Consider the following 13,462-nt stretch of genomic DNA (forward strand, 5'->3'; position numbering starts at 1 on the left):
CGGGCGTGCCACACGCCCGATACCGGTCCGGTTTACCGCGCCGCCGCGCGGTAACGCGACGGCGGCACCCCGAAGCGCCGCGCAAAAGCCGTCGCGAAATGGCTCGGCGACGCGAAACCCGTCGCCAGCGCCACCTCGGTCACCGGCGCCGTCCCGTACCACAGCCGCCGCGCCGCCTCGTCGAGCCGCATACGCATCACATATTGCCAGGGTGACAGCCCGAACGCGTCGTGAAACGCCGACGTAAATCGCCTCACGTCCATGCCGACGAGCGCGGCGAGCGCCGCAAGGCTATGCTCTGCATCTAGCTGTCCGCGGACCGCTTCGGCAAGGCGGTTGCGATCCGACGCCGACAAGGCACGATACCCCCGGAACCGCTCGCGAAGCGCATATCGCTCACCGAAATGCCGCTCGAGCGTATCGCCGACCTCGTGGGCCGCCATCCGGGCCAGATCGTCGCCCGCGCACACCAGTTCGAACAGCCGGGCCGCCGCACGGAAAACCGCCTCGTCGCGATGCCGCACGCGCGCGGCCAGCGGGGCGTCGGCGAGCAACGCCGTCGGCACGCTCAATTCGACAAACGCCGCGCTTTCGCCCTGCGCGAGCGCGGCGTAGCGGCACGCCGCCGGGATCACCCAGATATCGCCGCGCGCCGGCAGCGCCGGCCCCGACGGCCCGACCGAAAATTCGCATTCCATCCGGTCGAGCCGGCCGCCGAGATGGACGACGATCGTGTGATGATCTTCCTCGAACGCCCAGTCGGTCGGTACTTCGAGATTTTCGGTGGCGGCCAGCACGCCGAGCTGACCGATCCGCGCCTGATGCCGTGCGACGACGTCGCGTCGCGATCGCGGCCTGATGCCATCCCAGACGGTTGCGGCTTCGGTCAATCACCCACCTTGCGAGTCCCCACGACTCGCCGAAACAATATTCGAACGCTGCGCCGGAATTTGAAAGCGGACAAGATCAAAGCGGCTTAGCCTTGGACAGGTAACGACCAAGGAGACCAAAATGGCCGATCACAGCATCAAGGGTAAGACCGTCCTCATCGCCGGCGGCGGCAAGAATCTCGGCGGGCTGATCGCACGCGACCTCGCCGAACAGGGCGCGAGAGCCATCGCGGTCCACTACAACAGCCCCGCTTCGGCCGCCGAGACCGAAGAAACGCTCGCCGCGATCCGCGCCGCCGGAGCCGAGGCGGTCGCCTTCCAGGCCGACCTCACGTCGGCCGCGTCCATGGAAAAGCTGTTCGCCGACACGATCGCCGCGATCGGGCGCCCCGACATCGCGATCAACACCGTCGGCAAGGTGCTCAAGAAGCCCTTCACCGAAATCAGCGAGGCCGAATATGACGAGATGACTGCGGTCAATTCGAAGACCGCCTTCTTCTTCCTGAAAGAGACGGGCAAACATGTGAACGACAATGGCAAGGTGTGCACGCTCGTCACATCGTTGCTCGGCGCCTACACGCCCTTTTACGCCGCCTATGCGGGCACCAAGGCGCCGGTCGAACATTTCACCCGCGCCGCGTCGAAGGAGTTCGGCGCGCGCGGGATTTCGGTGACCGCGATCGGCCCCGGCCCGATGGACACGCCCTTCTTCTACCCCGCCGAAGAGGCCGATGCGCAGGCCTATCACAAGTCCGCTGCGGCGCTGTCGGGCTATTCGAAGACCGGGCTCACCGACATCGAGGATATCGTGCCGTGGATCCGCATGCTCGTGTCGGACGGCTGGTGGATGACCGGCCAGACGATCCTCGTCAACGGCGGCTACACGACCAAGTGACCCCTCCCCCGGCCGCCGCCCCGGCGACCGGGAAGCCGGGCGGATGGCGCGACGCCGCGCCGTCCGCCCGTTCGCTCAGAACCGCCCTTCGAAGGTCAGCCCGATCATCCGCGGTTCGCCGAACAACGCCTGCATCCGGCCGCCATTCTCGTACTGATAGTCGTAATATTTGTCGTCGAAGAGGTTCGTCGCGACCAGATAGGCGCCGAAATTCTCGTTGCTGTACCCGACCTTGGCATTGACCAAAGTGCGCCCCGGCACGTCGCGACCGCCGCTCTGGTCGCGGATATCCTGGAACTGCGGACCGCGATAATTGACGTTGAGGTTGGCACTGAACCCCGACGGGTGGCGCCAGTCGAGCCCCGCCGCCCAGGTCCAGCGCGGCGCATTGGCGAACTCGAAACCCGAAAGGTCGAGCACCTGCCCGTTGGTCGTCTGGAAATCGAGGAACTTGCTGTTGGCATAGCCGACCGAGCCATAGACATTCAGCCGGTCGGTGACGTCGAAATCGCTTTCGACCTCGAAACCCCAGACGCGCGAGCTGCCCGCATTCTGCGTCTCGTAATCATAGACATTGTCCGACAGCTGGACATAGACCTGCTGGTCCTTCCAGTCGACGTAGAAGGCGTTGGCGTTGAGCGTCAGCCGCCGGTCGAGCCACTGGGTGCGCAGCGACAGCTCGTAGTTCCACGTATATTCGGGATCGTAGACATGCGTCGTCGCGCGCCCCGGATTCACCCCGCTGCCGCCCGAACGATAGCCGCGCTGGACGATGGCGGAGAGCGTCTTGTCGGGCGCGATCTCCCACGAAATACCACCCTTGGGCAGGAAGGCCTTGTAGGTGGTCGTCGATTCGGGTCCGGCGCTGTTCGCGTTCGCGACCTGCTGGCGCAGCAGCCCGTTGATCGTCTGCAGGATCAGGCCGAGCGTCGGCGTGGGCGCCGCCGCGGGGTCGGGAAGCACCGTGTTGAGGACGACGACATTGTTGTTCGCGACCTTCTGCCGCTCATGGTCATAGCGGAAACCCGCGAGCAGCTTCAGCCCCGGCACCACCTCCCAGTTCGCGTCGCCGAACAGCGCCATCGTCTCGATATCGACCGCATAGCGCTGGGCCGACGAAATGAAGACGCGCGGCGGATAATAGCTGCGCGCCAGCTGCGCGAGCCCCAGCGCCTGATCGGCGGGCAGCCCGAACTGGCTCTGGAGCAGCGCCGCGACCTGCGGGGTCAGCCCGAGGTCGGCATCGGGATCGAGGCTGAAGGTGCTGTTCGAATCCGACGCGGGGTTCTTCGTTCGCGAATAATAGCCGCCGACCAGCCCCTGCAGCGGCCCGGCATCGAAGGTCAGCCGCAATTCCTGGCTGTAGATTTTCTGGTTGGTCGCGAAATCGCCATAGGATTCGTCCTCGGCGCGGAGCTCGCCATCATAGGTCGAGAAGGTCTTGAGGTGGTTGTAGGTGCTCACCGACGACAGGGTGAAGACGTCGCTGACCGGCAGCGTCACGTCGAAGGTGAACAGGTCGGCGCTCGTCCGCGTAAAGGTCGGCCGGTTGGCAAGGACGTAGCGATTGTCCCACGCGTTCGGAACGTCGCTGAACACATAGCCGCGCCCGTCGTTGCCGAAATGGCGGTCATAGAGATACGCCGCCTTGATCTGCACCCCGTCGGCACCCGCGGGGGTGAACAGCAATTTGGCGCGCACGACCTCGCTGTTCGTCCGCGCGTAATTGCCGCCGGTCAGCCGGTTCTTGATCAGCCCGTCGCCGCGCGCGAGTTCGCCCGCGACGCGGAACGCCAGCACATCGTCGATGATCGGCCCGCCGATCGCGGCGGCAAGGCGATATTCGCCATCGGCATCGGTGATCATCGCGCGCGCCTTGCCGCGCCAGTCGAAACTGGGGTCGGCGGTCTTGAGGATGATCGCGCCCGCGAGCGCGTTACGCCCCTGCAGCGTCGACTGCGGCCCGCGCAGGATCTCGGCCTGTTCGAGGTCCCACAGATCGAGCGGTCCGCCCGCCGCCGCCTCGCTGGGGAGCGGCGATCCGTCGAGGTAGATCGTCGCGAGGTCGCCGAAACCATAGCCCGAGACATTGGTGCTCGAAATGCCGCGGATGTTGAACCCGGACTCGGCAAAGGTCGAGGCGACGTTCGCGGTGCGGTCGATCAGGTCGTAGACGCTGACCAGATTCTGCCGGTCGATCTGCTCGGCGGTATAGACCTTCACGCTTTCGGGCGTGTCCTGCAGCGTCCGGTCGAATTTCATGCCGGTGACGACGATCTCATTGCTTTCGCCCGCTGCGCCCGCGTCGGCGGCGGCCGCATCCAGCGCGGCCTCCCCGGCATGGACCGGCATCGCCGCGCTCGCGAGCATCAGGGCCAGAACCGGCCGGAAATTCTTGGTCATTGTCTTTAGCTCCCCGCTTAGCTATCGAAGGGCGCGCTATTGCTATTGCGAATGCGAGTCAATAGTGAGTCGGAACGATACAGGGGGATATATGCAAGACACTCCGGCGCTTTTGCCGGCGCTGTTGATCGCCGGAATGGCGGGCGCGGGCGCGTGGCTGCTCCGCCGCGCGTGGCGGGGCAAGGCTCCGCAGCCGGGCCTCGTGCTCGGCGGCTGGATGCTGATCGCCCTCTCGCTCGTCTGGCCGGCGTGGATGCTCGGCGCGGCGCGCGGCTTCTTCGTCGCGCTCGCGCTCGTCTCGACCGCGGCGCTGCTCGTCGTCGCCTCCAACTATAGCGTCCGTCAGGCGAAGGCGCGCGCCGCGCGCGAAAGCCTCGCCCCCGAACCCTCCGACCGCGCGACGACCAAAGGGCGCGAGACGCTGCGCTGGCTGCTCGCGGGCCCGATCGGGATGATCGCCGCGATGGGCGTCGGCATCGCTTATGCCGCGCTCGTCCCCGGCGAACAGCAGACGCGGCTCGTCGTCGGGGGGATGATCGTCCCCGTCGCGTGGGGCGCCTGCATGGCGTGGACGCTCGCCGACAACCGCATCCTGCGCGCGACCGCGGTTCTCACCGGCGTCGCGATCGTCAGCTTTACCGCCGCCATCGTGAAGGGCTTCGCATGACCGCCACCCCCGCCGGCAAGCCCGCGACCAAAAAGCCCGCAAAGAAGAAGGATCTGATGTCGCGCATCCCCGCGGGCTTCGTCCGCGCGGTGCTGCGCGGGCACAGCAGCCTCGGCCTTGCCTTCGCCGCGCTCATCTACCTCGTCTGCCTGTCGGGCAGCATCGCGGTCTTCGCGCACGAATTCCAGCGCTGGGAAAGCGCGACCGCGCCGCAAGTCACCGCCGTAACCCCCGATGCGGTCCAGACCGCGTTCGAGGGCGCGATCGCCAGGAGCGGCCCCGGGGTCGAACATGTCTATATCACGCTCCCCTCGGCCGACTTCCCGCGCCTTCTCCTTTATGTCGATGCCGACAAGGATCGCCAGTTCCTCGCCGACGCCGGGGGGCAGATCGCGCCGGGGGGCGAGGCGGCGTGGACCGAATTCATCACGCGCCTCCACATCAACCTTCACCTGCCGCGTACCTGGGGCGGCTTCCTCGTCGGGCTGATCGGCGTCGCTTTGCTCTCGTCGCTCATCTCGGGCATTCTCGCGCATCCGCGCATCTTCCGCGACGCCTTCCACCTCCGCCTCGGCGGGTCGAAGCGCTTGCAGGAGGCCGATTTCCACAACCGGCTCGGCGTCTGGGCGCTGCCCTTCCACATCCTCATATCGCTCACCGGCGCCTTCCTCGGGCTCACGACGATCATCGTCGGGGTGCTCGGCATGGCGATGTTCAACGGCGATGTGAACAAGGTCTATGCGCTGTTCATCCCCGCGCCGCCCGTCGACGATCCGCGCCCCGCGCCGGTGCTCGACCTCCGGCCGATGTTCGCGAAGCTGCCCGACCATGGCGGCCGCATCGAATATGTCTTCACCGAACATCCGACCGAGATGGGCGGCGCGGCGCTGTTCAACGTCAAGCATCCGAACCGGCTCGCGGGCACCGACAGCTATGCCTTCCGCCGCGATGCGACGATCTACAACGAAAAACCGGCGGCGGCGAACAACCTCGGCGAAGATATCCTCGCCTCGTCGGGCACGCTGCACTTCGGCTGGTTCGGCGGCGGGATCGTCAAGATCGTCTATTTCGCGCTCGGCCTCGGCCTCACCTATCTCGCCGCGAGCGGGGTCAACATCTGGCTCGCGCGCCGCCGCGACAAGGGCCGCCCCGCACCGGGGTGGGAACGCGCCTGGGCCGCGACCGTGTGGGGCCAGCCCGCGGGCTTCGCCGCCGCCGCGATCGCCAGCCTCGCCCTCGCGAGCACGCCCGCCGCGATCGCCGCGTGGCTCGCCGTCAGCCTCGCCTTCCTCCTCGCCGCGATCCGCTTGCCCGCCGCCGCCCTGTCGCGTGTCGGCCGCCTTGCGACCGGCGCGCTGATCCTCGCCGCCGCCGCGACGCATCTCGCGCTGCGCGGCGGCATCGGCGCCGCCGACAGCATGGCGTGGATCGTCAACGCCGCGCTGGTCGCGGGCGGACTGTTCCTGCTCCTGTGGAGGCGCGGTTCAGCCACCGCCGCGGCCAGGCCCGAACCCGCGACCGCCCCGGCCTGACCGGCGGCGGCGCGCGGGTCAGCAGCGCCTATTCGCAGCAGCGGTCATTGTCGCCCTGCGCATCGAGCGCGACGAGCAAGCCGATGCCCGCGACGAGCGCGAGCCCGCCGACGACGAGCGCCGCGGTCCCGGCGTCGGACATGTTGCTCCGCCCCTTCGTCGCGGCGCGCCCGCCGGGAGCATAGCGCGTCGTCGCCAGCTGCTGCCCCGCCAGCGAAAGCCGCGGCGCGCGGTCGCCGCCCGTAAAGCCGAACTCAAGCCCCTCGCCGATCCGCCACGCGGGGCCTTTCAGCCCCGTCCCGTCGCTCCGCTGCATCGGTGCGACGGTCAGGCTCGCGCGCAATTTCTCGCCGCCTTCCTGCTTCCCGCCCAGCGGAATCCGGATGCGCGCACCGACGAAGCCGCCCGTCGCGATCGGCGAAGCGCCGTTCATCGGCGCGCCGCCGCCGAAGGTCTGCGCCTGCAAGGGCGACGCGCAGCAGGCGAGCAGCGCGATCGCAGCGGAAATCTGTTTCATGGTCATAATGGCCCCTCCCTGAAACCGCTTCATCACGCGGGAATGCGGCGAAATAATGGATATGGCCACCTTCCGGAAAAGGCGGGCCGCGCCCGGGAAAAAGGCAAGATCAGGAAACCGCGGCCACCGCTTTCGTCTTGGCAAAGGGGCTGAGGCCCAACCAGGATTCGATGCTGTCCGACAGCGCGTCGTCGCCGGTCAGCATCAGCCGCCGTGCATTCGCCGCATCGGCGAGCGTATCATAACCCATCCAGATCGCCGTCATCGTCCGCAGGTCCGTCGCGACATAGAGGTCGACGTCGAAGCCGGGGTCGATCGAACATAGCTCGGTTTCCCGGTCGGGTTCGACGACCAGCCACCACGACCGCCGATCCGCGGCCAGCTCGCCAAAGCGGAATTGCACGATGACCTTGCGATCGGGCATCGGGTCGAGGACGAGGCCGCGGCGCATATCCCACATCAAGAGCTGCACATCGAGCCGTTCGAGCGTCAGGTCGCCGTCGATCCAACGCTTGCCCCAGACGCCAAAAGCCTCGACGACGGGCGCCAATTCCTGCCCTGCGCGCGTCAGCCGGTAATCGAATACGCCCGATTCGCGCGCAACCGGGGTCCGGTGGACGATCCCTGCCGCCTCAAGGTCCTTCAGCCGCTGCGACAGCAGCGCGGGCGACATGCGCGGAACCCCACGTCGCAAGTCATTGAAACGGGTCGATCCGGCCGCCAGTTCGCGGACAAGGACGATCGTCCAGCGCGTACACAATATCTCCGCCGCCATCGCGACGGGACAGAATTGACCGTAACTGGCGTTCGCCATGATACACTCCTCCGGCACATATTATAGTTCAGGAGTCGCGCGGAACGCGAGTTCAGTTTCTGTACCGGGCGGATTCAGTTCCTGAACTATCCGCCGCACCGGCAAGTCGTCATGCCATCGCCAGCAAGGAATGCTCAGGAGATGACCATGTTAATCGCAGCACAAAGTAAAACCCCGGACCATTGGTACGCGATCGCCGACCGGATAGCCGAAAGGATCGCCGCATCGGCGGAGGATCACGACCGCCACGGGCGCTTCGTCGCCGAAAACTATATCCTGCTCCGCGAGGCCGGGCTGATCGGCGCGGCGGTCCCTATCGAACTCGGCGGCGACGGGCTCGACTATGCCACGCTGTGCGGCATCGTCCGCCGCATCGGGGCCGCCTGCGGCTCGACCGCGCTCGCCTTTTCGATGCACTGCCACCAGGTCGCCGTCGCCGCCTGGCGCTGGCAGCATATGCAGGCGCCGACCGACGCGTTGCTCCGCCGCGTCGCCGCCGAAAACCTCGTCCTCGTGTCGAGCGGCGGGTCGGATTGGCTGCACGGAAGCGGAACCGCCACCCCGGTCGAGGGCGGCTACCGGATCAACGCGCGCAAGATTTTTTCGAGCGGATGCCCCGCGGGCGATCTTTTGATGACGAGCGCGGTGCTCGACGATCCGGCCGGCGAACCCACCGTCCTCCATTTCGCGCTGCCGTTCGGGGCCGAGGGGGTGACGATCCTCGACACATGGGACACCATGGGGATGCGCGGGACCGGATCGCACGATGTCGAATTGAAGGACGTCTTCCTCGCCGAGGCAGCCGTGTCGGGCCGCCGTCCGCAGGGCAAATGGCACCCGCTGTTCCACATCATCAGCATGATCGCCTTTCCGCTCATCTATTCGGCCTATCTCGGCGTCGCGGAGGGCGCGCGCGATGCCGCGCTCGCCGCGGCGCGGCGCAAGCCGGCCAGCCCCGCGCTGATAACGCTGGCGGGCGAGATGCAGACTGCCTTCTGGACCGCCGAAACCGCGCTCGCCGCGATGATCGCGACCGCCGGGAGCGCCAGCCCCGGGCCGGAGACGACGAGCGCGGTGATGACCGGGAGAACGGTCACGGGCCGCGCCGCGATCCGCACCGCCGAACTCGCGCTGGAACTGGCCGGGGGCGGCGCCTTCTATCGGGGTGCGACGATCGAGCGCGCTTTCCGCGACGTCCAGGGCGCCCGCTTCCATCCGCTGCAGGAGCCTGCACAACGCGACCTCAGCGGCCGGCTGGCGCTCGGGCTCGACATCGACGGCTAGGCCGGCCGCGCTCCGTCACCCCGAACGCAGGGTGGCAGAGCATGGCGCCGCCGGCATTATGTCGCCTCGCGCCACTCCCCCGGCGCCAGCCCGCCAATCTCCCACCCCCCGATCCGCCAGCGGACGAGCCGCAGCGTCGGATAGCCGACCGCGGCGGTCATGCGGCGAACCTGGCGGTTGCGGCCTTCGGTGATGGTGAGTTCGATCCAGCTGTCGGGCACGCTCTTGCGGTACCGCACCGGCGGGTCGCGCTCCCAGAGCTGGGGCGGGTCGATGCGGCGGACCGCCGCGGGGCGCGTCGGGCCGTCGTTCAGCGTGACGCCGCGGCCGAGCGCTTCCAGCGCGGCCCCGTCGGGCTCGCCCTCGACCTGCGCCAGATAGGTTTTGGGCGTCTTGTGCTTCGGCGACGAAATCCGCGCCTGCAACGCGCCGTCGTCGGTCAGGATCAGCAGCCCCTCACTATCCCGATCGAGCCGTCCGGCCGGATAGACGCCCGGCATGTCGATATAGTCGGACAGCGTCGCGCGCGCACCGTCCGTGCCGCGATCGGTGAATTGCGACAGCACGCCGTACGGCTTGTTGAACAGGATCAACCGTCCCACGGCGCGCTCCTCAACCCCAAAGAAAAACCGGCGGCCGATGGGGCCGCCGGTCTGTATCTTATGCCGCTTCCTTCTTGCGCGACGCCTTCTTGCGCTCGTGCGGGTCGAGCAGCGCCTTGCGGATGCGGATATTCTTCGGGGTCACCTCGACCATTTCGTCGTCGTCGATATAGGCGATCGCCTGTTCGAGCGTCATGCGGCGCGGCGGGGTCAGGCGGATCGCGTCGTCCTTGCCCGTCGAACGGAAGTTCGTGAGCTGCTTCGACTTCATCGGGTTGACCTCGAGGTCGTCGGGCTTGGCATTTTCGCCGATGATCATGCCCTCGTACAGCGCCTCGCCGGGCGAGACGAAGAGGATGCCGCGCTCTTCGAGCGGGCCAAGCGCATAGCCGACGGCTTCGCCATTGCCGTTCGAGATCAGGACGCCATTCTTGCGGCCTTCGATCACGCCCTTGTACGGGCCGTATTTCTCGAACAGGCGGTTCATGATCCCGGTACCGCGCGTGTCGGACAGGAATTCGCCATGATAGCCGATCAGGCCGCGCGAGGGGCCGCTGAAGGTGATGCGCGTCTTGCCGCCACCCGACGGGCGCATGTCGGTCAGGTCGGCCTTGCGGACCTGCATCTTCTCGACGACCGTGCCGCTATGCTCGTCGTCGACGTCGATGACGACGGTTTCATAGGGTTCGGTGCGCTTGCCGGCTTCGTCCTCGCCATAGAGGACCTTCGGGCGGCTGATGCCGAGTTCGAAGCCTTCGCGGCGCATCGTTTCGATGAGCACGCCAAGCTGGAGCTCGCCGCGGCCCGCGACGTCGAAGCTGTCCTTGTCGGCGCTTTCGGTGATGCGAATCGCGACGTTCGTTTCGGCTTCGCGGAAGAGGCGGTCGCGGATCATGCGGCTCGTCACCTTGCTGCCTTCGCGGCCCGCCATCGGCGAATCGTTCACGGCAAAACGCATCGACAGCGTCGGCGGGTCGATCGGCTGCGCGGCGATCGGCTCGCTCACGCTCGTGTCGGCGATCGTGTTCGCGACGGTCGCGTTGGTGAGGCCCGCGATCGCGACGATGTCGCCCGCCTTGGCTTCTTCGACGGGCACGCGGTCGAGCCCGCGGAACGCCAGCAGCTTCGACGCGCGGCCGGTTTCGATCACCTTGCCGTCCATGTCGAGCGCGTGGATCGGCTGGTTGACCTTGACCGTGCCCGACTGGACGCGGCCGGTCAGGATGCGGCCGATGAAATTGTCGCGGTCGAGCAGGGTCGCGAGGAAGGTGAAGGGCGCGTCTTCGGGCAGGCCCGGGGTCGGCACGTGGCTGACGATCGTCTTGAACAGCGGCTCGAGCGTGCCTTCGCGCGCTTCGGGGCTTTCCGAGGCATAGCCGCCGCGGCCCGAGGCATAAAGGATCGGGAAGTCGAGCTGTTCGTCATTGGCTTCGAGCGCGAGGAAGAGTTCGAACACTTCGTCGAGCACTTCGGCGGCGCGCGCGTCGCTGCGGTCAATCTTGTTGACGACGACGATCGGCTTCAGGCCGAGCGCGAGCGCCTTGCCGGTCACGAACTTGGTCTGCGGCATCGGGCCTTCGGCCGCGTCGACGAGCAGGATGACGCCGTCGACCATGGAAAGGATGCGCTCGACCTCGCCGCCGAAGTCGGCGTGGCCCGGGGTGTCGACGATGTTGATCCGCGTCTGGTCGGCGCCTTCGCCCCACTCGACGCTGGTGCACTTCGCAAGGATGGTGATCCCGCGTTCCTTTTCGAGATCGTTCGAATCCATCGCGCGCTCTTCGACGCGCTGGTTGTCGCGAAAGGTGCCCGACTGGCGGAACAATTGGTCGACGAGGGTGGTCTTGCCATGATCGACGTGCGCGATGATGGCGATATTGCGCAAAGACATGCGGATAAGCCTTGATGTAAGGGGGCAGCGCCCGGAGCGCCGCGAGACGCCGCGCCCCTAACAGAAGTGGTGCTGCGGCGCAACATGATTGCCGAAGCCGCGCTCTATCGCTGCGATTGCGCCAAATGCCCCGCCTCATAGAGCGAGCGATTCTCGGCGCGGCGCAACCGTTTCGCCGCGCCCCTGTCGAAATCGACCTTCCAGCGGTCGAGGGCGGCCGCCAACCGGACCGGGTCGGACATATCGCCGATTGCGCGCAATTCGCGCGACGCCGTGAGCAGCGCCGCCTGCTCGCGGGCGAACCCTCGCCCCGCGTAGCGCTCGGCGATCAGCCCCAGTTGATGGCGCATCGCCGCGATCGACAGCGCCGCCCCTTGCCGGTCGCCGCGACCAATCATCAGTTGCGCCCCCGCGATGCCGTCGTCGAGCGCGCCAAGCTGGTCGTCCAGCCGCCGCGCGGCGGTGCGTTCGGGTGTGCACGGCCGCACCGCGCGAACATAGGCGGCCAGCGCTTCGAGTGTCGCCGGGGTCGGCTCCTGCCCCCCGAATTCCTCGACGATCAGGTTGCGGACGAAGGGTTCGAGCGAGCGCGTATCGGGGTCGCGCGAGATTTTTCCGGGCATCGCCAGGTCGGGAATGACAACAGGGTCGAAGCGCGCATTGCCGCGCGCGGCGCTGAAGAAGCTGTTCGTGACGTCGGCCGTCCCCGGCGCGGCGGAGACGCCGGCGAGCAGGAAATGCGGATTGCCGCGCCCGTTGATATGGCAGCTGGCGCAGCTCAGCCCCGCCTTGGCCGCCTGCCCGCCAAGCAGCGTCGGCGCGCCGAACAGCGCGCGTCCGCTCCGCACCAGCGCGTCGTCGCCGGGCGCAAGGCAAGCCGCGGGCTGTCCGGACAACAATGCCAGCTCGGCCCCCGGCGCGGTCCAGCGCAACTGCTCGAAAACCGGCGGCGCATCGCCGCGCGTCGCCGCCACGCCAAGGAGCAGCGCCGCGAACGCAATCAGCTTGCGGATGCGCGCCCCGCCGCGATCCAGCGCCGGAGTTCGTCGACCTCGTGGCATCCGAATCCGCAGATCGTCTCGAGCTTCGCGAGATGCGCCTTCGCTCCCGCGACATCGCCGCGCTCGAGCTTCAGTTCGCCATAATATTCGAGCGCGCCGCGATGCGCCGGCGCGATCGCGAGCGCCTCGCGATAATAGGCTTCGGCCGCGTCATAACGTTTCAGCTTGCGGTTCGCGAAGCCCAGGTAAGTGAGCACATCGGGGTGCGGTCCCGCCGCCCACAGCGCCGCGTCGAGCTTCGCGATCGCGGCTTCGTAGCGATGCTCGTTGATCAGGCCGACGGCGGCGACATAGGTCGCATCGAGCGTTTCGGCCGCGGCGAGCCGTACCTCGGGCTCGACCGCGCTTTGCACCTGCGGTCCCGCGGCGACCGCCGCCTCCAGCTTGGCAACCGCGTCGGCGAGCTTCGCCGAATCGGTGCATGTCCCCGCGCACCCTTCCTGCATCGCCTTCAGCGCGCCGAGCTGTTCGTCGGCCTTTTCCGCCTTGCCGAGCTTCGCCTGCGTGATGCCAAGGTCGCGGCGCGCGTCGACCATCTTCTCGTCATAGCGAACCGCAGCTTCGAGCGGCTTCACCGCGCGCGAGAAATCGCCCTGCGCCATATAGCTCGCGCCGAGCAGATAATTGGCCTGCGGGTTTTTCGGCACCGCCGACACGACCTTTTTGAAGGCTTTCGCCGCCTCGGCATATTGACCGGAGGCGAAGGCGTCGGTGCCCTTCTGATAATCGACCGTCGGGTCGTAGCTGCTCTGGCTCGGCGGCGCGCTGCTGCCGCTCCCGCCGCTGCCGGCCGCGAAGGTCATCGGCGCGGCAAAGACCGCGCAGGCGGCAAGAATGGCTAGTGAAGATCGATACCGCATGGCGAGTCTCTCCCTCGGTCGATACGGACGTCAGCCTATCACAAGT

At 67.4% G+C, this 13,462-nt stretch carries 12 protein-coding genes; 4 read left to right on the forward strand and 8 right to left on the reverse strand.

The features are described 5' to 3' along the window. Window positions 1-32 precede the first annotated feature (32 nt). Window positions 33-890: an AraC family transcriptional regulator gene (locus tag VGN62_RS03265; RefSeq protein WP_327451130.1), complete on the reverse strand. Its 858-nt coding sequence runs from the start codon at window positions 888-890 to the stop codon at window positions 33-35. Between the two features lie 121 nt (window positions 891-1,011). On the opposite strand from VGN62_RS03265, the gene VGN62_RS03270 reads away from it, so the two are divergent. Continuing rightward, window positions 1,012-1,785 carry an SDR family oxidoreductase gene (locus tag VGN62_RS03270; RefSeq protein ID WP_327451132.1) on the forward strand — a complete coding sequence of 258 codons (774 nt, stop codon included), beginning with the start codon at window positions 1,012-1,014 and terminating at the stop codon, window positions 1,783-1,785. A gap of 75 nt (window positions 1,786-1,860) precedes the next feature. Here the strand turns inward: VGN62_RS03270 and VGN62_RS03275 are convergent, their stop codons facing one another. Then, window positions 1,861-4,188 carry a TonB-dependent receptor gene (locus VGN62_RS03275; RefSeq protein WP_327451134.1) on the reverse strand — a complete coding sequence of 776 codons (2,328 nt, stop codon included), beginning with the start codon at window positions 4,186-4,188 and terminating at the stop codon, window positions 1,861-1,863. Between the two features lie 91 nt (window positions 4,189-4,279). Here VGN62_RS03275 and VGN62_RS03280 point away from each other — a divergent pair, with 91 nt between their 5' ends. Beyond that, entirely contained in the window at window positions 4,280-4,855 is a 576-nt protein-coding gene (locus VGN62_RS03280) for a hypothetical protein (protein WP_327451136.1), read from the forward strand. Beyond that, a complete protein-coding gene (locus VGN62_RS03285; RefSeq protein WP_327451138.1) occupies window positions 4,852-6,387 on the forward strand; it encodes a PepSY-associated TM helix domain-containing protein in 1,536 nt (511 codons plus the stop codon). The genes VGN62_RS03280 and VGN62_RS03285 overlap by 4 nt, the downstream gene beginning before the upstream one ends. A gap of 28 nt (window positions 6,388-6,415) precedes the next feature. Here the strand turns inward: VGN62_RS03285 and VGN62_RS03290 are convergent, their stop codons facing one another. Together VGN62_RS03290 and VGN62_RS03295 are read right to left on the reverse strand one after the other, a co-directional pair. Continuing rightward, on the reverse strand, window positions 6,416-6,910 hold the full coding sequence (locus VGN62_RS03290) for a hypothetical protein (RefSeq protein WP_327451140.1): 495 nt from the start codon (window positions 6,908-6,910) through the stop codon (window positions 6,416-6,418). Between the two features lie 103 nt (window positions 6,911-7,013). Next, a complete protein-coding gene (locus tag VGN62_RS03295; RefSeq protein WP_327451142.1) occupies window positions 7,014-7,718 on the reverse strand; it encodes a helix-turn-helix domain-containing protein in 705 nt (234 codons plus the stop codon). Between the two features lie 141 nt (window positions 7,719-7,859). On the opposite strand from VGN62_RS03295, the gene VGN62_RS03300 reads away from it, so the two are divergent. Then, window positions 7,860-9,002 (forward strand): acyl-CoA dehydrogenase family protein, encoded by a 1,143-nt coding sequence (locus VGN62_RS03300; protein WP_327451144.1) that lies wholly within the window; start codon window positions 7,860-7,862, stop codon window positions 9,000-9,002. Window positions 9,003-9,058: 56 nt separating this feature from the next. Here the strand turns inward: VGN62_RS03300 and VGN62_RS03305 are convergent, their stop codons facing one another. The 4 genes from VGN62_RS03305 to VGN62_RS03320 form a co-directional block, all read right to left on the reverse strand. Next, window positions 9,059-9,604, reverse strand: a complete 546-nt coding sequence (locus VGN62_RS03305; RefSeq protein WP_327451146.1) for an rRNA large subunit pseudouridine synthase E — start codon at window positions 9,602-9,604, stop codon at window positions 9,059-9,061. A 58-nt stretch (window positions 9,605-9,662) separates the two neighbouring features. After that, window positions 9,663-11,495 (reverse strand): translational GTPase TypA, encoded by a 1,833-nt coding sequence (typA, locus tag VGN62_RS03310; protein WP_327451148.1) that lies wholly within the window; start codon window positions 11,493-11,495, stop codon window positions 9,663-9,665. Between the two features lie 104 nt (window positions 11,496-11,599). Then, window positions 11,600-12,556 carry a hypothetical protein gene (locus VGN62_RS03315; protein WP_327451150.1) on the reverse strand — a complete coding sequence of 319 codons (957 nt, stop codon included), beginning with the start codon at window positions 12,554-12,556 and terminating at the stop codon, window positions 11,600-11,602. Further along, the gene (locus VGN62_RS03320) at window positions 12,496-13,416 is read right to left on the reverse strand and encodes a tetratricopeptide repeat protein (RefSeq protein ID WP_327451152.1); all 921 of its coding nucleotides are present in this window, start codon (window positions 13,414-13,416) and stop codon (window positions 12,496-12,498) included. The genes VGN62_RS03315 and VGN62_RS03320 overlap by 61 nt, the downstream gene beginning before the upstream one ends. Window positions 13,417-13,462 lie beyond the last annotated feature (46 nt).

It is taken from the genome of Sphingopyxis sp. (genome assembly GCF_035998905.1).
In the GTDB taxonomy this organism is placed as follows: Bacteria; Pseudomonadota; Alphaproteobacteria; order Sphingomonadales; family Sphingomonadaceae; genus Sphingopyxis.